This is a genomic window from Xanthomonas sp. NCPPB 1062, assembly GCF_041481705.2.
In the GTDB taxonomy this organism is placed as follows: Bacteria; Pseudomonadota; Gammaproteobacteria; order Xanthomonadales; family Xanthomonadaceae; genus Xanthomonas; species Xanthomonas euvesicatoria.
Window position 1 is genome coordinate 4,787,345 of record NZ_CM192987.1, and the last position, 19,224, is coordinate 4,806,568.

Genomic DNA, 19,224 nt, shown 5'->3' on the forward strand with positions numbered 1-19,224 from the left:
TCTGGTCAGGGAATGGGCGACATCATAGCCACAGCCCGGCATCGACGTGAATGCGCATCTCAGCGAGGCGCAGGCGACGCATCGCACGCATTGGCCAGCGCCAGCGCGTTGGCGTGGCTGCAAAGGAACCGCCGCTGCGCCTGTTCCTCATCCGGCCCGGTATAGCGCAGCAGCGTCCACTGCTCCTGTGCCTGCATTTGCGCACCTGGCGCAAGCTGCCGATACGGCGCGTGCACCTCCATTTCCAGCAATCCCTGTTCCGGATGCCGGGGTGGCGCATCCAGATACAACTCCACCTGGCCTTGCTCGGGATGGATCGCCGACAGCGGTTGATGCGCGAAGCGAATCACCAAGACCTGCCCGCCTGCGAACCCGGCCATCCATCCTGCCGACGGCTGCAGCAATAGCTTGCCGCGCTGGATCAATTGGTCTGGACGCGTATCGGCGCGCAGCGCGAGCAGGCCGCGCTCATGCTGATAGCGCGGCGCAATCGTGCCGGGCTCGCGCGGCGGCTGCAGCCGGATATCCGCAGCAGCGGCAACGGGCACAAACACCCGCGTCGTTGCCGCAACCCGCGTATTGAACCAAAGATCCCAGGCAATTGGCTGCGCGCGGATATTACGTGCGCTGGCCTGGATGTCGACGGTATCCGCACGCGCTGCAGAACGTTTGATCTGCTTGCGCAATTGCACCCCGGTCAGCGGGCTGGGCACCCCTTCAAATTCCACCACGTCATGACGACGCATGCTGACGCGCGTCTGCGCCAGGGACAGATACGGATCCGGCGGCCACACCGCGGCCGCCGCCTGACGCTCGTGGTTGAGCTGCTGGTGCAACCACCACTGACTCTGCGGCCCGACCCACACATCATGGCCGAAATAGGGAATATCCCCCGCAGTGGCCGACACCTCGGGCGCAGGCTGTTGCTCCACTGCCGCACCGACCTTCAACACGTTGGGCTGGCCGCGCAGATGGAACGACAGCACGCGCCCGCCAAATGCCGGCGTGACGCTCAGCTCTATCGCGTTGGTCTTCAACTGGAGACGCTCTACGGCAGCTGCCGCGCTCGAAGAGGGCGTCATCGCGCCGGTCGACGGCATGGCTACCAGCGCACATGCACCGATAAGGATCAGAGGAATGACAAGCTGTCGCGAGCTGGACATACAGCGCTTCCACATGAGGACTTCACGATTGTGGCCCGCCGCCTACCTGGACACCAGGACACCGCTGCTCGCGGCTGCTTGCTGTACCTCCGCTGCAGCTAAGGTGCGACATCGCACTATGCTTGCCTGGAGAACTGGCCACGTTGGGCGCTGAGCACTCTCGACGGACTCGAGCAGAAGAGGGTTTCCGTGCGGTCGGCACCTGCGCCCGGACATGCATGCAGGTTGGAGCGCACGCCCGATGCCGGTATCCAGGGCGAGCGTAACGATCGCGAGGATTCTTGCAGCTAGCTGGCCGCTTTACGGGTGCGGTACAGCGATCGATTCAGTAGTCTCGGGCCCCCCGACCGCATGCGCCGCAACCAGCCAGTGCATGCCGAAAACTACGGTGCCCAAGAGAGCCGCGTCGACCGTCACAGCATTGCGCAGAGCAGACGCGTGTAGCACGCCCGCAGTCGAGCCATATGGAGAGTTGATCGGAGTCGCTTTGTTGTGACTTGCGCGGCAACGATGGTGACACGATCGCGCGAGTGCCAGTGCTCAAACACCGCGTCGGCGCGATATCGCGCTTATCGCTGACAGCTCCCGCACCACACCGTGGCGCGTTGACCAATCGTCGCGTGCTTCAGCACCCGCCCGCACTGCTTGCAGGCCTCGCCTTCGCGCCCGTACACAGAGAGTTCCTGCTCGAAATAGCCAGGCGCACCATCCGGGCTGATGAAGTCGCGCAAGGTAGTCCCGCCGCGTTGAATGGCATACGCCAGGATGTCTTTCACTGCGTCAGCCAGACGCCGATACCGCGCCAGCGACACTTTTCCCGCCTCGCGCAGCGGACTGATTCCCGCCCGATGCAGGCTTTCGGCAGCGTAGATATTTCCAACCCCGACAACCACGGCCTGATCCATCAAAAAGGTTTTGACGGCGGCACGCCGCCCTTGTGCCAGTGCGTGGAGATAATCGCCAGTAAATGCGTCCGATAATGGTTCTGGACCAAGCGCAGCGAGCAACTCATGGGTTTGTGTGCCGGATTGCCACAGCAGGCAGCCAAAGCGACGCGGATCGTTGAAGCGCAGCACGCGCCCGTTCTGCAGACTGATATCCACATGGTCATGCGCCCGCGGCAGGGTGTCGCCTGGCAGCACCCGCAGACTTCCGGACATCCCCAGATGCAACAGCGCGCTGCCGCCCGCATCTGTATCGATCAACAGATATTTCGCGCGTCGGCGCACGTTGGTAATGGTAGCGCCGGGGAGCAAGCGCTCGATCTGCTCGGGAATCGGCCAGCGCAAATCGGGCCGACGCAGGATCACGCCATGGATCCGCTGCCCAACCAGATGCGGCGACAGGCCACGCAACGTCGTTTCGACCTCGGGCAACTCGGGCATCAGCGCATCCAACAAGCGCCGGTCACATACCGGCAAGGCAGCTAATGGGGTCGAAACACTCAAATGCAATCAATGCGACGCTGCCGGCGTGCCATCGCTGGTCTATCCCTGCCTTGCCCGCCCGACGCCCCCCCGATTTTGAGTAGCACCTCAGTTTGGAGTCCAATTCCCTAACTCGAGGAGATTGGACGTGAAGAAGCGTTTTTCTGAAGAACAGATCATCGGCTTCCTGCGCGAAGCTGATGCCGGTGTGGCGATCAAGGACCTGTGCCGGCGGCATGGCTTCAGCGAGGCTTCCTATTATCTGTGGCGCAGCAAGTTCGGCGGGATGAGCGTGCCCGATGCCAAGCGGCTCAAGGACCTTGAGTCCGAGAACGCGCGGCTGAAGAAGTTGCTGGCCGAGCAGCTGTTCGAGAACGACCTGATCAAGGATGCACTGCGAAAAAAGTGGTGAGCGCACCGGCGCGTCGCATGCTGGTGCGCGAGTGGATCGGGCGTGGTGCCAGCGAGCGTCGTGCGTTGGCAGTGATCGGCATGAGCGCCAGTGCGCTGCGATATTGCCCGCGCGAAGATCGCAACGTCGAACTGCGCGAACGCATCTGTGCGTTGGCGCATCGCCATCGCCGTTATGGTGTGGGGATGATCTATCTCAAATTACGACAGGAAGGACGCATCGTGAACTACAAGCGTGTGGAGCGGTTGTACCGCGAGCAGCAGCTGCAGGTCCGGCGCCGCAAGCGCAAAAAGGTGCTGATAGGAGAGCGTCAGCCGCTGCTGCGGCCATCGCAGGCCAATCAGGTGTGGTCGATGGATTTCGTGTTCGACCGCAGCGCCGAAGGCCGAGTGATCAAGTGTCTGGTGATCGTGGACGATGCAACCCACGAAGCGATCGCCATCGAGGTGGAGCGCGCAATCTCGGGCCATGGCGTGACACGCGTGCTGGATCGGCTGGCGCACAGTCGCGGCTTGCCACAGGTGATCCGCACAGATAACGGCAAGGAGTTTTGCGGCAAAGCGATGGTGGCCTGGGCACATGCGCGTGGCGTGCAGTTACGGCTGATCCAGCCTGGCAAGCCAAACCAGAACGCCTACGTCGAATCGTTCAATGGCCGGCTGCGCGACGAATGCCTCAACGAGCACTGGTTCCCAACCCTGCTGCATGCGCGTACCGAGATCGAACGCTGGCGACGCGAATACAACGAGGAGCGACCCAAGAAGGCCATTGGCGGCATGACGCCATCTGCGTATGCCCAACAGCTGGCCAACACCGATATCATCAACCCCGGACTCTAAACCCGGCCGCTACTCAGAGCGGGGGGACGTCGCGCCTGATAGAAGCGCTACTTCCACGTCATACCGTGAACTGAAGATATCGGATCACGATTCGTTTCGACGTGACCTGCTGATCTTTCGCAGCGGCGGCCCTTGCGTTTCTGGCTCGCATCTACGCGTCCTTCGACTGCACCGCGTGGAGCCGATCAATGGCGCAGCGATGTAATGCTGAGCCCTGCGTTGGCGATCCAGTTTCTGGGACTGGATATGTGAAACATCTGCCTCGCATCTTGTCTCACCAAGGATGTGGGACCCATCACTGATGCCGTGATCGACCGCTCCAGGCCGTTCTTTGTATCGAGGATATGCGCACTAGGACGTCGGCCGAGCGAGGCTGTCATGGGCGATGTCTGTTATCGGCTTCAGCCACTACCGCACCCGTGCATCTGGCATTGGCCAGGCAGGTTTTTGGCCAACAGATGGATCGCGCCCTTTTCTCCAAGAGATGGGCGCGTGGCGTGTGTGGCGAGGCTTGGTGCCAGCGTCCTGACGGGCTACCGGCTCCGGCGGTACTGCACGCACAGCACGACATCGGTACCGGTCGGCAAGCGGCGCAGATGCGCCAGCGCCTTGCGTGGTAACGCGGGGCGGATGCAAGGCGCGTTTGCGCGCGGCGCTATGCAGCGCTTGCGCAAAAAAGAAACCCTCAGTCCGTTTGGACTGAGGGTTTCGGGGTAAAGCCCCTGGCGATGACCTACTCTCGCATGGCTTGAGCCACACTACCATCGGCGCAGCTGCGTTTCACTTCCGAGTTCGGGATGGGATCGGGTGGTTCCACAGCGCTAATTTCACCAGGGAGACGGTTGGAGCGTCGCCATCCAAGAAACGGATTAAGGCGCCCAGTCTCGCAGAGTTAACTTGTGACGTAGCTTGCATTTGATGATCTACCAACGTTCGTTGGGACCAAGGCAACTTGAGGTTATATGGTCAAGCCGCACGGATCATTAGTATCAGTTAGCTCAATACATTGCTGTACTTACACACCTGACCTATCAACCACGTAGTCTACATGGTTCCTTTAGGGGGCTTGTGCCCCGGGAAGTCTCATCTTGAGGCGCGCTTCCCGCTTAGATGCTTTCAGCGGTTATCGCTTCCGAACATAGCTACCCGGCAATGCCACTGGCGTGACAACCGGAACACCAGAGGTTCGTCCACTCCGGTCCTCTCGTACTAGGAGCAGCCCCTCTCAAACTTCCAACGCCCATGGCAGATAGGGACCGAACTGTCTCACGACGTTCTGAACCCAGCTCGCGTACCACTTTAAATGGCGAACAGCCATACCCTTGGGACCGACTACAGCCCCAGGATGTGATGAGCCGACATCGAGGTGCCAAACACCGCCGTCGATATGAACTCTTGGGCGGTATCAGCCTGTTATCCCCGGAGTACCTTTTATCCGTTGAGCGATGGCCCTTCCATACAGAACCACCGGATCACTAAGACCTACTTTCGTACCTGCTTGATCCGTCGATCTTGCAGTCAAGCACGCTTATGCCTTTGCACACAGTGCGCGATGTCCGACCGCGCTGAGCGTACCTTCGTGCTCCTCCGTTACTCTTTAGGAGGAGACCGCCCCAGTCAAACTACCCACCATACACGGTCCCTGATCCGGATAACGGACCTAGGTTAGAACGTCAAGCACGACAGGGTGGTATTTCAAGGATGGCTCCACTGCAGCTAGCGCCACAGTTTCATAGCCTCCCACCTATCCTACACAGACGAACTCAACGTTCAGTGTAAAGCTATAGTAAAGGTTCACGGGGTCTTTCCGTCTTGCCACGGGAACGCTGCATCTTCACAGCGATTTCAATTTCACTGAGTCTCGGGTGGAGACAGCGCCGCTGTCGTTACGCCATTCGTGCAGGTCGGAACTTACCCGACAAGGAATTTCGCTACCTTAGGACCGTTATAGTTACGGCCGCCGTTTACTGGGGCTTCGATCAAGAGCTTCGCCTTGCGGCTGACCCCATCAATTAACCTTCCAGCACCGGGCAGGCGTCACACCCTATACGTCCACTTTCGTGTTTGCAGAGTGCTGTGTTTTTGATAAACAGTCGCAGCGGCCTGGTTTCTGCGACCCTCTTCAGCTATAGCTCGCACGAGCCACCAAAAAGGGTGCACCTTCTCCCGAAGTTACGGTGCCATGTTGCCTAGTTCCTTCACCCGAGTTCTCTCAAGCGCCTGAGAATTCTCATCCTACCCACCTGTGTCGGTTTACGGTACGGTCTTCGTGAGCTGAAGCTTAGGAGCTTTTCCTGGAAGCGTGGTATCAGTGACTTCGCCATAAAGGCTCGTCTCGGTGCTCGGTCTTAAAGGATCCCGGATTTGCCAAAGATCCAAACCTACCGCCTTTCCCCGGGACAACCAACGCCCGGTACACCTAACCTTCTCCGTCCCTCCATCGCACTCACGCGAGGTGCAGGAATATTAACCTGCTTCCCATCGACTACGGCTTTCGCCCTCGCCTTAGGGACCGACTAACCCTGCGTCGATTAACGTTGCGCAAGGAAACCTTGGGCTTTCGGCGTGCGGGCTTTTCACCCGCATTATCGTTACTCATGTCAGCATTCGCACTTCCGATACCTCCAGCAGACTTCTCAATCCACCTTCGCAGGCTTACGGAACGCTCCTCTACCGCGCATAAAACAAGTTTTATGCACCCCAAGCTTCGGTTCACTGCTTAGCCCCGTTAAATCTTCCGCGCAGACCGACTCGACCAGTGAGCTATTACGCTTTCTTTAAAGGGTGGCTGCTTCTAAGCCAACCTCCTGGCTGTCTATGCCTTTCCACATCGTTTTCCACTTAGCAGTGAATTTGGGACCTTAGCTGTGGGTCTGGGTTGTTTCCCTTTTCACGACGGACGTTAGCACCCGCCGTGTGTCTCCCATACAGTCCGTCTCGGTATTCGGAGTTTGCAATGGTTTGGTAAGTCGCGATGACCCCCTAGCCATAACAGTGCTCTACCCCCGAGAGGATACATATGAGGCGCTACCTAAATAGCTTTCGAGGAGAACCAGCTATCTCCGGGTTCGATTAGCTTTTCACTCCTAATCACAGCTCATCCCCGTCTTTTGCAACAGACGTGGGTTCGGGCCTCCAGTACCTGTTACGGCACCTTCACCCTGGCCATGACTAGATCACCCGGTTTCGGGTCTACTGCCCGCGACTATGCGCCCTTATCAGACTCGGTTTCCCTTCGCCTCCCCTATACGGTTAAGCTTGCCACGAACAGTAAGTCGCTGACCCATTATACAAAAGGTACGCAGTCACTCTTGCGAGCTCCTACTGCTTGTACGCACACGGTTTCAGGATCTATTTCACTCCCCTCTCCGGGGTTCTTTTCGCCTTTCCCTCACGGTACTGGTTCACTATCGGTCGGTCAGGAGTATTTAGCCTTGGAGGATGGTCCCCCCATATTCAGACAGGGTTTCACGTGCCCCGCCCTACTCGTCTTCACTGGAGTGGCCCTTTTAAATACAGGGCTATCACCTTCTATGGCCAATCTTTCCAGATTGTTTTTCTAAAGCCATTCCAGCTTAAGGGCTGCTCCCCGTTCGCTCGTCACTACTTAGGGAATCTCGGTTGATTTCTTTTCCTCCGGTTACTTAGATATTTCAGTTCACCGGGTTCGCTTCCAGCAGCTATGAATTCACTGCAGGATACTGCCGAAGCAGTGGGTTTCCCCATTCGGATATTGCCGGATCAAAGCTTGTTGCCAGCTCCCCGACACTTTTCGCAGGCTACCACGTCCTTCATCGCCTCTGACCGCCTAGGCATCCACCGTGTGCGCTTATTCGCTTGACCATATAACCCCAAGTTGCCTCAGGGTCACATGCCGTGTTGTGTGGGGTACAAAGCCACCAACGCGAACATACGACTCAATTATTTAGGGACTCGAAGTCCCCGCCTTAGCCTCAACGACACGTTTAGATAGATATCTCAAACGCTCGCTACGTCACAAGTTATAAAAGAACATGTCTCAGCCTCAACGCTGAGCCATATAAATTCTTAAGTGTGCACTACATTCAGAGTGGTGGGTCTGGGAGGACTCGAACCACCGACCTCACCCTTATCAGGGGTGCGCTCTAACCACCTGAGCTACAGACCCAAAGTCGTTTCACTCAAATGGTGGAGCCTGTCGGGATCGAACCGACGACCCCCTGCTTGCAAAGCAGGTGCTCTCCCAGCTGAGCTAAGGCCCCATGATGGGACTTTCGCATATCGGCCTGTGCCGATACGCATCTCTGAATGCAGGTAATTTGTGAGGACGCCCGACAGGACGATGACGTCATGCTCAAAAGGAGGTGATCCAGCCGCACCTTCCGATACGGCTACCTTGTTACGACTTCACCCCAGTCATCGGCCACACCGTGGCAAGCGCCCTCCCGAAGGTTAAGCTACCTGCTTCTGGTGCAACAAACTCCCATGGTGTGACGGGCGGTGTGTACAAGGCCCGGGAACGTATTCACCGCAGCAATGCTGATCTGCGATTACTAGCGATTCCGACTTCATGGAGTCGAGTTGCAGACTCCAATCCGGACTGAGATAGGGTTTCTGGGATTGGCTTGCCCTCGCGGGTTTGCAGCCCTCTGTCCCTACCATTGTAGTACGTGTGTAGCCCTGGTCGTAAGGGCCATGATGACTTGACGTCATCCCCACCTTCCTCCGGTTTGTCACCGGCGGTCTCCTTAGAGTTCCCACCATTACGTGCTGGCAACTAAGGACAAGGGTTGCGCTCGTTGCGGGACTTAACCCAACATCTCACGACACGAGCTGACGACAGCCATGCAGCACCTGTCTCACGGTTCCCGAAGGCACCAATCCATCTCTGGAAAGTTCCGTGGATGTCAAGACCAGGTAAGGTTCTTCGCGTTGCATCGAATTAAACCACATACTCCACCGCTTGTGCGGGCCCCCGTCAATTCCTTTGAGTTTCAGTCTTGCGACCGTACTCCCCAGGCGGCGAACTTAACGCGTTAGCTTCGATACTGCGTGCCAAATTGCACCCAACATCCAGTTCGCATCGTTTAGGGCGTGGACTACCAGGGTATCTAATCCTGTTTGCTCCCCACGCTTTCGTGCCTCAGTGTCAGTGTTGGTCCAGGTAGCCGCCTTCGCCACGGATGTTCCTCCCGATCTCTACGCATTTCACTGCTACACCGGGAATTCCGCTACCCTCTACCACACTCTAGTGATCCAGTATCCACTGCAATTCCCAGGTTGAGCCCAGGGCTTTCACAACAGACTTAAACCACCACCTACGCACGCTTTACGCCCAGTAATTCCGAGTAACGCTTGCACCCTTCGTATTACCGCGGCTGCTGGCACGAAGTTAGCCGGTGCTTATTCTTTGGGTACCGTCAGAACAATCGGGTATTAACCGACTGCTTTTCTTTCCCAACAAAAGGGCTTTACAACCCGAAGGCCTTCTTCACCCACGCGGCATGGCTGGATCAGGCTTGCGCCCATTGTCCAATATTCCCCACTGCTGCCTCCCGTAGGAGTCTGGACCGTGTCTCAGTTCCAGTGTGGCTGATCATCCTCTCAGACCAGCTACGGATCGTCGCCTTGGTGGGCCTTTACCCCGCCAACTAGCTAATCCGACATCGGCTCATTCAACCGCGCGAAGCCCGAAGGTCCTCCGCTTTCACCCGTAGGTCGTATGCGGTATTAGCGTAAGTTTCCCTACGTTATCCCCCACGAAAGAGTAGATTCCGATGTATTCCTCACCCGTCCGCCACTCGCCACCCATAAGAGCAAGCTCTTACTGTGCTGCCGTTCGACTTGCATGTGTTAGGCCTGCCGCCAGCGTTCACTCTGAGCCAGGATCAAACTCTTCACTTAAAATTACATGCCCGAAGGCAAATACTTTAGCTGCAGAAGTCCAACCACTGGCAACTTATCGCTTGCAAAGCAATTAATATGTTGCTTGATTAAACGTCTGCAAGATGGACAATCATCCTTCCTGCAGGCGTCCGCACAAATTACCTGCGCACACTGTCAAAGAACATGGGGAAGTGGCCTCAGCGCCGTTCCCGTCAGCTTCGCCGTTTCCGTCGAAGCGAGCCGCCCATTATAGCGGACTTTTTCTTGCCGTCAACACCTCATTTGGAGGCGGTTGACGCTGCTTCGTTTGAACCCGAAGGTTTTCTGCGAAGCGAGCCGGCCATATTAGCAGGCTTTTCATCCTCGTCAACCCCTCGTGAAGAGGAAGTTGCCGCCGCTGCACCTCAATCCGCCGTAGCGTCTTTTCCGTGTAGCGAGCCGCCCATCATAGCCGGCTTTTTCGTTTCGTCAACACCTTGTGATGTTTCCGATTCGCCTCGTTCGTTGTTGCGATGCTTCGAGAAGCGCCGCTGTCCTGAGCGAGGCCGCGCAGTTTATCGAGACCACGCAGAAGTGCAAGCACTTTTTGACACTGGCATGACATCGACCTGTATCCACCCGGATACGGCACGCGATTGCGCACTCTCACCACGTCCCGCACGCATGCAGGCTGCAGGCTCATTGATCGACACCCGGAGGCGTAACGGTGCGGTATCGATCGCGGGTTGGCTCGATGAAAATGCATGTACCAGACAGAGAGCGCCCTCATGCCCGCTTCCCGCAATCTGCTTCGCGATCTATCCCTGCCCGCGATTGCCGCCGGGTTTGTCACCGTGCTGGTGGGGTTCGCCAGCTCTGCGGTGATCGTATTTGAGGCCGCGCGCCATCTGGGCGCCGACCAGGCCCAAATTGCATCGTGGATGTGGGCACTGGGCATTGGCATGGGCGTGACGTGTATCGGCTTGTCGCTGCGCTACCGCGTGCCGGTGGTCACGGCCTGGTCCACGCCGGGCGCGGCGATGCTGATCGGCAGTGCAGCCGGAGTGCCGTTAGGCGAAGCGGTCGGTGCATTTGTGGTGGCCGCGGTGTTGGGGATGGTGGCCGGGTTTTCGGGATTGTTCGAACGCGCGATCCGGCGTATTCCGGTCTCGCTTGCCTCCGGGATGCTGGCCGGCGTGTTGTTGCGCTTCGGCCTGGACATCTTTGTGGCGATGCAGAGCCGGCTGTTGCTGGCGCTGGCGATGTTGGCGACCTACCTGGGCGGGCGGCGCTGGTTCGCGCGCTATGCGGTAATTGCGACCTTGTTGGTGGGTATTGCGATCGCTGCCAGCGGCGGGCTGCTGCGGTTGGAGGCGGTGCAGTTGCAACTGGCCCACCCGGTGCTGGTAGTGCCGTCGCTATCGTGGGCGGCGCTGTTCGGCCTGGCGATTCCGTTGTTCGTGGTGACCATGGCCTCGCAGAACGTGCCGGGCGTGGCAGTGATCCGGGCGTCCGGCTATGCGGTGCCGATCTCACCGACGGTCGGCTGGATCGGTGCGGTCAATGCGGTGCTGGCCCCGTTCGGTGGCTTTGCATTGAATCTGGCGGCGATTACGGCGGCGATCTGCATGGGTCGCGAAGCGCATGAGGATCCAGCGCGGCGCTACACCGCTGCGGTCAGCGCCGGCGTGTTCTACCTGCTGGTCGGGTTGTTCGGTGCGACCGTGGCAGCGGTGTTTGCGGCCTTCCCGCGTGAACTGGTGATGGCCATTGCCGGGATCGCGCTGCTAGGCACCATCGGCAATAGCCTGGCGGCGGCATTGCGCGAGGACAGCGAACGCGAAGCGGCGTTGATCACCTTTCTGGTCACCGCCTCCGGGCTGACGCTGGTCGGGATCGGCGCGGCGTTCTGGGGCCTGGTGGCCGGAACGATCACATTGCTGGCATTGCGGACGAAGCCAGCGCCTTAGCGTGCGTGCCCGCTGATGGAGCACCAAGTGCGGCAGACGCATGCGCTGGCCGCCTGCCGGTGATCGCAGCGCTCTTACTCCGGGTCGCGCAACTGCAGCAGCCAGTGCGCAGTGACGCCGCTGGGGCTGGGCAAGGGTTCGAGATGGAACTGGCGATACACCGGTGCACCATCGCGGGTGCGCAGCGGCAAGGTGACATAGGCGGCGCGACCCAGGCGTAGCGCCTCTTCGAACAGTTCGACCTTGCCACGTGCGGCATCGTCGGCCAGCAAAGCGAGGATGTCGCAACCGATCAACTCGGCCACTTCGGTCTGACTGAGTTCGGCGAACGCCGGGTTGACGAACATCAGCCGGTGCGCAGCGGCGTTGGCGCCACGTTCGATGATGGCCACCCCGTCGCGCAGCCGCGACAGCGAGGCTTCGAGCAGGGTGAAATCCTGCTGGAAGCGCTTGCGTTCCATCAGTTCGATCAGCACGCGCAGGCTGCGCGCCGACTCCAGATGCAGCGGCGACCAGCGCCGTGCGCGGCCGCGTACGGTCTGCTGCCACAGATCGAAACTCTTGCGTGGCGACAGCCGCGAGTTGGGGATGTCCTGCAGCTTGGCCAGCTGCGGGTTGCCGGCCCATTTGACCTGCTGCACCTGCTCGCGGCGCGTCCACAGCAGGGCGCTACGCGATTGCGGCATCAGCGGCACGAAGATGAAGCCGGCGGCCAGCGGAGCGAGGTCGGCCAGCTCAGGGAACACCTCGCCGATGGCGTCCACATGCAGGGCACCGACCGCATCCTCGCGCAGGGCGTCGTGATGCTCGGATTCGATGTGGTCGCGGATGCGGCGCAACGCCTCTGCATCCGGCACGCTGCCATGACGGCTGATTTCGTTGCCGTGGAAGATGGCCACGCCATCGGCGTCGACCACGTCCATCAGGTCCGGGGCCATGTCGGCGAGCATGTCCACGGTCAGGTGCTCGGCGTCGTTGAAGTCGGTGATCAGCTTTTCGCGGATGGTGAGCAGCACCGACTCCAGCCGCGCCCGCCCCACCGCCTGTAGCGCGCCGATGCGCCCGGCCAGCGCGCGGGTCACCGCATCGGTGGCATCGCGCATGGCATGGCTGGTGAAGTGCGGGCTGTAGTGGTGACAGGAAATCAGCCCCCAGAGCGCATCGTTGACCACGATCGAGGACACCAGGGTGGCGCTGACGCCCATGTTGGCCAGGTATTCCAAGTGCACCGGCGAGACGCTGCGCAGGCTGACATCGCTCAGATCCACCGGGGTGCCCAGGCGCGGATGCAAGGTGGGCTGGATCGGCGACGGCTGGTACCGCACATCGGCGATCTGGCGCACGCGGTTGCGCAGGTACAGCGCGCGTGCCTGCGCCGGGATGTCGCTGGCCGGGTAATGCAGGCCCAGATAGGCTTCCAGTTCGGGCTGGCGCGCTTCGGCGATGACGTCGCCATTCCACTCTTCGTCGAAGCGATAGACCATCACCCGGTCGAAGCCGATCATGCTGCGCAGGCCCTTGGCCGCGCGCACCGCCGCTTCGTCGATGCCGGCATCGCGCTCGATGCTGCGCAACAGCGGCAGCGCTTCGCGCAGGGTGACATCCATCAGGCGCGCGTCGCGCGGCTCGATTTCAATCAGCCATTGCTCCGGATACAGATGCCAGGCGGCCACCCAGGGATGATCGGTCGGCGCGCTGCGCTGCGGGAAGCGCACATCGGCGTGCAGCAGGTGCTGCGGTTGATCGTCTACTGCGAATGGCTGCGCATCGGGCAGTTCCAGCACCTGGGTGTACGGCATGCCCAGCAGGGCATCCATCGGCACGCCGAGCAGATCGGCGGCGGTGCTGCTGGCCTGCACGATGCGGCCATCGGCCGGTTCGATCACCAGCAACACGCCGTAAGGCTGGATCAGGCCGGGAATATGGATCGGTTCCCGCGCGCAGACATCCATATCCAGAGGTTCGGTGGGCTGATTCACGGCTGTGGCTCCGCTGCGAGGCAGGTATGGAAGTGGGCGAACATGGCCTGCGCGCCGTCGATGGCGGCGTCGCGTGCGGATGGGGTGGCCAGGCGTCGGTCCAGCGCTGCCTGGAAGCGGCGCCAGCCGGCCGGGTCGTCGTCGGCCATCTCGAAATAGCGCAGGGCGCCGGCCAGCGCGGGCTGCTGCTTGCGCACGCTGCGTGCGATCACCCGTCCACCGAGCTGCGAGCCTTCGATGACGTACAACATGCCCCAGCGCGCGGCATCGTCGGCAGTGGCGGGCAGTGCGGCCGGCAGATCCGGTTGCTGGCCGAGCGCGCGCAGGTCATCGCGCAGTGCCGGCACCCGACGGCGGTAATGCCAGCCGTTGCCGACCAGGGTGGCCAGCCAGTTGCCGAGTTGCGCTTCTAAGCCGCTCAGCAAGGCATGGTGGCGGCGCAGGATCTGCACATAGGCGGCCGAATCGACCCGCCCCTGCGCTAACGCCTGCATCAGCGGCACTGCTTCGACCAGGCGATGGGCATCCTGGGTGGCGTGGCGCAGTGCGAGCGCAGCCGATGGCGGAACTGCCAGGACGTCGGAAACCATAGGAGCTCAAAGCGGTGCCGCGGCACGAAGGACACCAGCCTAGCAGTGCCTGCGCAAATCAGAAAAAGCAGACGCGAGCGCAAGCTGAATAGGTTGGCTTCACGGCTGCGCCGCGGGGCTGGTGCCGGCGCCGCGCGCAGCCCGTTTCCAGGCCATGCCCCAGCCTGCGGCCAGCAGCACAGCGGCCAGCAACCATGGCGCGCCCGGCAGATGCAGCGGTGCACCGCTGCCGATGAACCAGGCGAAGACATTGGCGAACAACAATGGACCGGCGATACCGGCCAGGCTGACCAGGCCGGTGAGCGCGCCCTGCACGCGACCTTGCGCGTCGGCGCCGACCTCACGGGTGATCAGGGCCTGCGCGGACGGTGCGGCGATGGCCCACAACGCACTGATGGGTACACCGATCAGGAAGGCAGTGCCGCTGTCGGCCAGCCCATAGATGATGAAGCCGATCACCCCGCAGCCCAGCCCCAGCAGCAACGCGCGGCGTTCGCCGAGCCGGCGCACCAGGCGGCCGACCAGCAACGCATTGACGATGATGCTGCAGACACCGACCCCAGCCAGCACCCAGCTCACTTCGCGCGGGCCCCAATGGTATTGGTAGCCGGCGAACAGCACGAAAATGCTGGGATAGACGTAGTGCGCCAAGTTGGCCAGGAACACCACCGACGCCAGGCCGAACACCTGCGGGTAGCGGCGCAGCAGTTTGAGCGCGCCCAGCGGATTGGCGTGCGACCAGTCCAGCCGCGCGGTACGACGTTCGGCGGGCAGCGATTCGGGCAGCACGAACCAGCCATACAGCACGTTCAACAGGGCCAGCCCGGCAGCAAACCAGAACGGCCAGCGCAACCCGATGCTGCCCAGCCAACCGCCGATCAACGGGCCGGCGACAAAGCCGATGCCGAAGGCGGCACCGAGCATGCCGAATGCGCCGGCGCGTTTGTCCGGTGGGGTGACATCGGCGATGTAGGCATTGGCGGTGGAGAAGCTGGCCGAGCACACGCCGGAGATGACCCGCGCCAGCAGCAGCATCGGCAGGCTGTGGGCAATGGCCATCAGGATGAAGTCCAGGCCCAGGCCCAGGCACGAGAGCAAGATCACCGGGCGGCGACCGAACCGATCGGAGAGCGCGCCCTGCAACGGCGAGCAGACGAACTGGATGGCAGCGAACAGGAAACCGAACCAGCCGATCCAGCCGGCGGCCACCACGTAGTTGCCGCCGGTGAAGCGGCGCACCAGATCCGGAAGTACCGGAATGATCACCCCGAAGGACAGCACGTCGATCAGGACGGTGATGAAGATGAAGATCAGCGCGGCGCGGCGGCGCCCGGGGACGGGAGCGGAATCGGGAGAGAGGGACATCGCGCGGCGCAGTTGGGCGAAGCGGCGAGTGTAGCGGTGGATTGAATGGTGGGGTTGGGGTGGGCTGTCGTCTGATGCGCCCAAGGTCCCCCTCTACTGAAAGCCCCTCTCCTGCGGGAGAGGGGTTGGGGTGAGGGTACGGGGCGAAGCGACATGTGCGCTCGGCCTCCACCAGGCTTCGCGCGTACCCTCATCCGCCCTGCGGGCCCCTTCTCCCGATGGGAGAAGGGAAAGCCTGTACGTCCTGTGCAAGACCCGCGGTGAGGGTACGGCGAAGCATTCGTGTCGTTCCAACTGCGCTAGGCTTCGTTCGTACCCTCATCCGCCCCTTCGGGCACCTTCTCCCCCATAGAGCAGGGCAATGTCCCGGTGGAAGAAGCGAGTCGTTGCTGCTGCTTTCGTATTCTGAAAACAGCGTGGGCTTTGCCCGATCGGGAGGCGATTGTTGCGCTTACTCGACGCTGATGGTCTGGGTCAGGGTGTGGCTGGCGCCGGGAGCGAGTTCGATCACGTCCGGGCCGGCATTGGCCGCTTCCAGGCAGACGTAGTCGCGCCAGCCCTCGCCCACGTCGGCCATCTGCTTGCCGGCCTCTTGGCCCGGGTTCCAGGCCACCAGCGAGCGGCTGCCTTCGGTAGCGATGACGATGCGGCGGCCGAGCACCGGGTCGGTGAGCGTGTAGCGGCCGCCTGCATTGGTGTAGATGCGGTCGCTGCGGCCGGGGTCGCGTGGGTCGCGCAGGCTCCAGGCGCCTTGCTGGCGGTGGGCGGTGGCGTAGTTCTCGTACTTATCGAGATAGTCCAGGCCGTCCAGGCCCTGCACGCTGACCTTGAGCGCGTCGCCGACCCGGAAATAGTTGTGCAGCGCCTGGGTGAAACGCACCGGGGCGGCGCTGGTGTTTTCGGTGATCAGGCGTTGCTCCAGCGTGCGGCCGATGCGCAGGGTCATGCGCAGGCGCAGCGCCAGGTCGTCGAAACGCGGCGGGGTGAGCGTGAGCACCACGGTGCCGTCGTCTTCACGGCGGCTTTCGGTGAGTTGCCAGGCCACCGTGCGCACGAAGCCGTGGGCGGGGACGTCGCCGGTCTGGTCCTGGCGGCCGAAATACGGCCAGCACACCGGCGCGCCGCCGCGGATCGGGGTAGGCGGCTGCTTGGCACTGGGCGAGAGCCACATCACGTCCTGTCCGCCCTTGGGCACGAACGAGAGCAATTGACCGCCGAACAGGCTGATGGCGGCGGTGGAGAACGGGGTGTCGATCAGCAGCGACGGAAACCCGTGGAAATCGCCTGTGGTCAGGCCGGTGGTGTCGGACATGGGGGATGCCTTGTGGACGCTGGGGGATTGGGCGAAGGCCGGGTATGCGGCCGGCAGCTTGAACGCGGTGGCGCGCATGGCGGCGGCGCCGGTAACTGGCGGGGCGGCGCGCAGCGCGGTGAGGATGCGTTGGCCGGGGCGGCCGTCGGCCGGTTGCAGGCCCAGGCGGGTCTGCTCGACCTGGATGGCGCGGCGGGTGGCGCTGCCGACCATGCCGTCGGCCTCGCCGATCTGGTAGCCACGGGCGAGCAGCAACTGCTGCAGTTCGCGCCGTTCGGGCCGGCCCAGGCCCGGATCGTCCGTGGGCCAGGCCGCGATCAGGCCGGGGCCGCCACGCAGGCGATCGGCGAGCAGGGCGATGGACAGCGCGTAACTTTCGGCGGCGTTGTAGGCGTAGATCGCGTCGTAGTTGCCAAACACCAGGAACGCCGGGCCGCTGGCACCGGCCGGCAACAGCAAGGCGGCCGGCGTTTCTGCCGGCAGTCCGGCCGGTGCCAGCGGTGTGCCGTCGGTGCCGAGCAGGCCGGCGCGTTGCCAGGCCTGCAGCGGTTGGCGGCGGGTGCGCCCGGCCTTGCTGGCGTCGAAGCCCCGCGGCAGGGTGACTTCCATGCCCCACGGACGGGCGCGTTCCCAGCCGGCCTTGACCAGGTAGTTGGCGGTGGAGGCCAGTGCATCAGGAATGCTGGTCACCAGATCGCGACGGCCGTCGCCGTCGCCATCCACCGCGATGCGGGCGTAGGTGGAGGGCATGAACTGGGTTTGCCCGAACGCGCCGGCCCAGGAGCCGGTGAGTCCGTCCGCCGACAGATCGCCTTGCTGCAGCAGGCTGAGCAAGGCGAGGAATTCGCCGCGAAAGAACGGCTGGCGGCGGCCCGCGCACGACAGCGTGGCCAGCGACACCAGCAGCGGGCGCTTGCCGGTGACACGGCCGTAATCGCTCTCCACGCCCCACACCGCCACGATGGTGGCCGGGTCCACGCCGGTCTGTTCGGACAGGCGGCTGAGCAGCTCGCGGTGGGTAACCAGCATGGCCTGGCCGTCGCTGACACGCTGGCTGTCGACCAGGCTGGCCAGGTAATCCCAGATGGGCGTGGTGAATTCGGGCTGCGCATCCAGCAGCGGCAGCACGCTGGGATCGGGCGCCAGCCCGGCGGTGAAGCGCTGAAAGCTGGCAGCGTCCACGCCCTTGGCAGCGGCCTGGGGCTGCAGGCCAGCCAGGCAGCGGTCGAAGGCCGGATCGGCAGAGGCTGCCAGCGGCAGCAGTCCCAACACGAACGGCAATGCGCGCCGGGCCAGCGTCATGGCGCGATGGCCGGCGGGTGGACAGACCTCATGCGGCGAAGTGCTCCTGCGCGGCAAGTCGAGCCGCCGAGCATAGCCAACCTGGAGGTCACAAGCGTGCAGAGGGCGATACGTGAGGCGTCCCTGGGTGGGGCCGGCGGCTCGGTGCGAGCGAGAGGCCGGCGGCCCGACGGGCTCAGCTGCCGTCGCCGGTGATCCCGGTCAGCATCGACAGGGCCGGCGCGGATGGGGCGTTGTCGGTCACTCGGCGGGGGCGGGCATGGCGCGGCGCATCGTGGCGCGGGCCGAAGCGAATCAGTGCGGTCGCCACGCACGCCGGCAGCACGATCGCGAACACGACCGCCGCCAGAAGCACCCACTGCCAGAGATTGAAGGTTGCCATGATCCAAGTCCCCCCGCGGCGGAGTTCGCCTGCGCGGCAAGCTTCGGCGATCGGCTGCGAACGCGGCGTCGACAAATGGCGGGCGTAAAGACCGTTCGTCGGGCTGACCGGCCTGGCGGGCGGTGCATCGAGGGCGCAGTTGGCTGGCGACGTCGGGTTGGAGTGGGACGGTCGGCGTGGGTCTCAGCGCGCGTCGAGGTAGTACCAGTGACCTGCCTCGCGCACGAAACGGCTGTGTTCGGTCATGCGGACTGCGCTGCCGCCACCGATGCGATAGCGCGCCAGGAAGACCACCTCGGCCGTCTCGGGGCCGGTCTCGAGGGTGCGCTGCACGCTCAGGCCAAGCCAGGTGGTGCGCCCGCCTTCGTCCAGCGACAGCGCGGCCGGGCGCGTGGACGGATGCCAGCTGGCCAGCAGGTACGCAGCATCGCGGCGCACGTAGGCGCTGTAGCGGGCGCGCATCAACGTCTCGGCGTCGGGCGCGGCGGCACCGGCGTGATACGGGCCGCAACAACGTGCGTAATCGGCCGGGCGGCCGCAGGGACAGGGGTCGGTGGGTGTGGTCGGCATGCGGGGATTGTGCGGGATGGGATTGGGGATTGGGGATTGCATTGCGAAGCGGGACGCGGGAGCGGCGGC

10 protein-coding genes, 2 tRNA genes and 3 rRNA genes are annotated in these 19,224 nt (G+C 62.5%); 2 read left to right on the forward strand and 13 right to left on the reverse strand.

Annotated features, from left to right (window positions below; genetic code table 11):
- Nucleotides 1–59: 59 nt before the first annotated feature.
- Together ACCQ16_RS20425 and mutM are read right to left on the reverse strand one after the other, a co-directional pair.
- Entirely contained in the window at nt 60–1,037 is a 978-nt protein-coding gene (locus ACCQ16_RS20425; protein WP_031424936.1) for a DUF4380 domain-containing protein, read from the reverse strand.
- A gap of 695 nt (nt 1,038–1,732) precedes the next feature.
- Nucleotides 1,733–2,548 (reverse strand): bifunctional DNA-formamidopyrimidine glycosylase/DNA-(apurinic or apyrimidinic site) lyase, encoded by an 816-nt coding sequence (mutM, locus tag ACCQ16_RS20430; RefSeq protein WP_008571924.1) that lies wholly within the window; start codon nt 2,546–2,548, stop codon nt 1,733–1,735.
- Nucleotides 2,549–2,738: 190 nt separating this feature from the next.
- Here mutM and ACCQ16_RS20435 point away from each other — a divergent pair.
- Nucleotides 2,739–3,841 (forward strand): IS3 family transposase gene (locus tag ACCQ16_RS20435; RefSeq protein ID WP_094030629.1). Its coding sequence is split into 2 segments (ribosomal slippage): nt 2,739–2,997 and nt 2,997–3,841, totalling 1,104 coding nucleotides; the frame shifts between segments, so codons are not numbered across the junction.
- Nucleotides 3,842–4,561: 720 nt separating this feature from the next.
- Here ACCQ16_RS20435 and rrf read toward each other — a convergent pair.
- From rrf to ACCQ16_RS20460, 5 genes are all read right to left on the reverse strand, one after another.
- Nucleotides 4,562–4,676: ribosomal RNA gene (rrf, locus tag ACCQ16_RS20440) — 5S ribosomal RNA — on the reverse strand.
- Nucleotides 4,677–4,803: 127 nt separating this feature from the next.
- Nucleotides 4,804–7,684, reverse strand: a 23S ribosomal RNA gene (locus tag ACCQ16_RS20445).
- A 227-nt stretch (nt 7,685–7,911) separates the two neighbouring features.
- Nucleotides 7,912–7,988 (reverse strand) — tRNA-Ile (locus ACCQ16_RS20450).
- Nucleotides 7,989–8,006: 18 nt separating this feature from the next.
- Nucleotides 8,007–8,082 (reverse strand) — tRNA-Ala (locus ACCQ16_RS20455).
- Nucleotides 8,083–8,177: 95 nt separating this feature from the next.
- Nucleotides 8,178–9,724, reverse strand: a 16S ribosomal RNA gene (locus ACCQ16_RS20460).
- Together the 16S, 23S and 5S rRNA genes with 2 tRNA genes alongside form the textbook arrangement of a ribosomal RNA operon.
- 749 nt (nt 9,725–10,473) lie before the next feature.
- Between ACCQ16_RS20460 and ACCQ16_RS20465 the strand changes: the two genes are divergently transcribed.
- Nucleotides 10,474–11,655 (forward strand): benzoate/H(+) symporter BenE family transporter, encoded by a 1,182-nt coding sequence (locus tag ACCQ16_RS20465; protein ID WP_277573458.1) that lies wholly within the window; start codon nt 10,474–10,476, stop codon nt 11,653–11,655.
- A gap of 74 nt (nt 11,656–11,729) precedes the next feature.
- Here ACCQ16_RS20465 and bphP read toward each other — a convergent pair whose 3' ends face one another.
- The 6 genes from bphP to ACCQ16_RS20495 form a co-directional block, all read right to left on the reverse strand.
- On the reverse strand, nt 11,730–13,634 hold the full coding sequence (gene bphP / locus ACCQ16_RS20470; protein ID WP_145589883.1) for a bacteriophytochrome BphP: 1,905 nt from the start codon (nt 13,632–13,634) through the stop codon (nt 11,730–11,732).
- A complete protein-coding gene (locus ACCQ16_RS20475; protein ID WP_372380142.1) occupies nt 13,631–14,224 on the reverse strand; it encodes a biliverdin-producing heme oxygenase in 594 nt (197 codons plus the stop codon). Before ACCQ16_RS20475 ends, bphP begins: the two co-directional genes overlap by 4 nt.
- Before the next feature lie 99 nt (nt 14,225–14,323).
- The gene (locus ACCQ16_RS20480) at nt 14,324–15,589 is read right to left on the reverse strand and encodes a TCR/Tet family MFS transporter (protein ID WP_277573459.1); all 1,266 of its coding nucleotides are present in this window, start codon (nt 15,587–15,589) and stop codon (nt 14,324–14,326) included.
- Nucleotides 15,590–16,040: 451 nt separating this feature from the next.
- The gene (locus tag ACCQ16_RS20485) at nt 16,041–18,203 is read right to left on the reverse strand and encodes a lytic murein transglycosylase (RefSeq protein ID WP_277573460.1); all 2,163 of its coding nucleotides are present in this window, start codon (nt 18,201–18,203) and stop codon (nt 16,041–16,043) included.
- A 175-nt stretch (nt 18,204–18,378) separates the two neighbouring features.
- Nucleotides 18,379–18,585, reverse strand: coding sequence for a hypothetical protein (locus tag ACCQ16_RS20490; protein ID WP_031425161.1), 207 nt, complete (start codon nt 18,583–18,585; stop codon nt 18,379–18,381).
- Between the two features lie 183 nt (nt 18,586–18,768).
- Nucleotides 18,769–19,155: a YchJ family protein gene (locus ACCQ16_RS20495; protein ID WP_081711182.1), complete on the reverse strand. Its 387-nt coding sequence runs from the start codon at nt 19,153–19,155 to the stop codon at nt 18,769–18,771.
- Between the last annotated feature and the right edge of the window lie 69 nt (nt 19,156–19,224).

Coding starts and splice junctions, on each gene's coding strand:
- ACCQ16_RS20475 (WP_372380142.1), bottom strand. CDS start 14,224: ATGGTTTCCGACGTCCTGGCAGTTCCGCCATCGGCTGCGCTCGCACTG.
- ACCQ16_RS20495 (WP_081711182.1), bottom strand. CDS start 19,155: ATGCCGACCACACCCACCGACCCCTGTCCCTGCGGCCGCCCGGCCGAT.
- ACCQ16_RS20485 (WP_277573460.1), bottom strand. CDS start 18,203: ATGACGCTGGCCCGGCGCGCATTGCCGTTCGTGTTGGGACTGCTGCCG.
- mutM (WP_008571924.1), bottom strand. CDS start 2,548: ATGCCCGAGTTGCCCGAGGTCGAAACGACGTTGCGTGGCCTGTCGCCG.
- ACCQ16_RS20465 (WP_277573458.1), top strand. CDS start 10,474: ATGCCCGCTTCCCGCAATCTGCTTCGCGATCTATCCCTGCCCGCGATT.
- ACCQ16_RS20490 (WP_031425161.1), bottom strand. CDS start 18,585: ATGGCAACCTTCAATCTCTGGCAGTGGGTGCTTCTGGCGGCGGTCGTG.
- ACCQ16_RS20480 (WP_277573459.1), bottom strand. CDS start 15,589: ATGTCCCTCTCTCCCGATTCCGCTCCCGTCCCCGGGCGCCGCCGCGCC.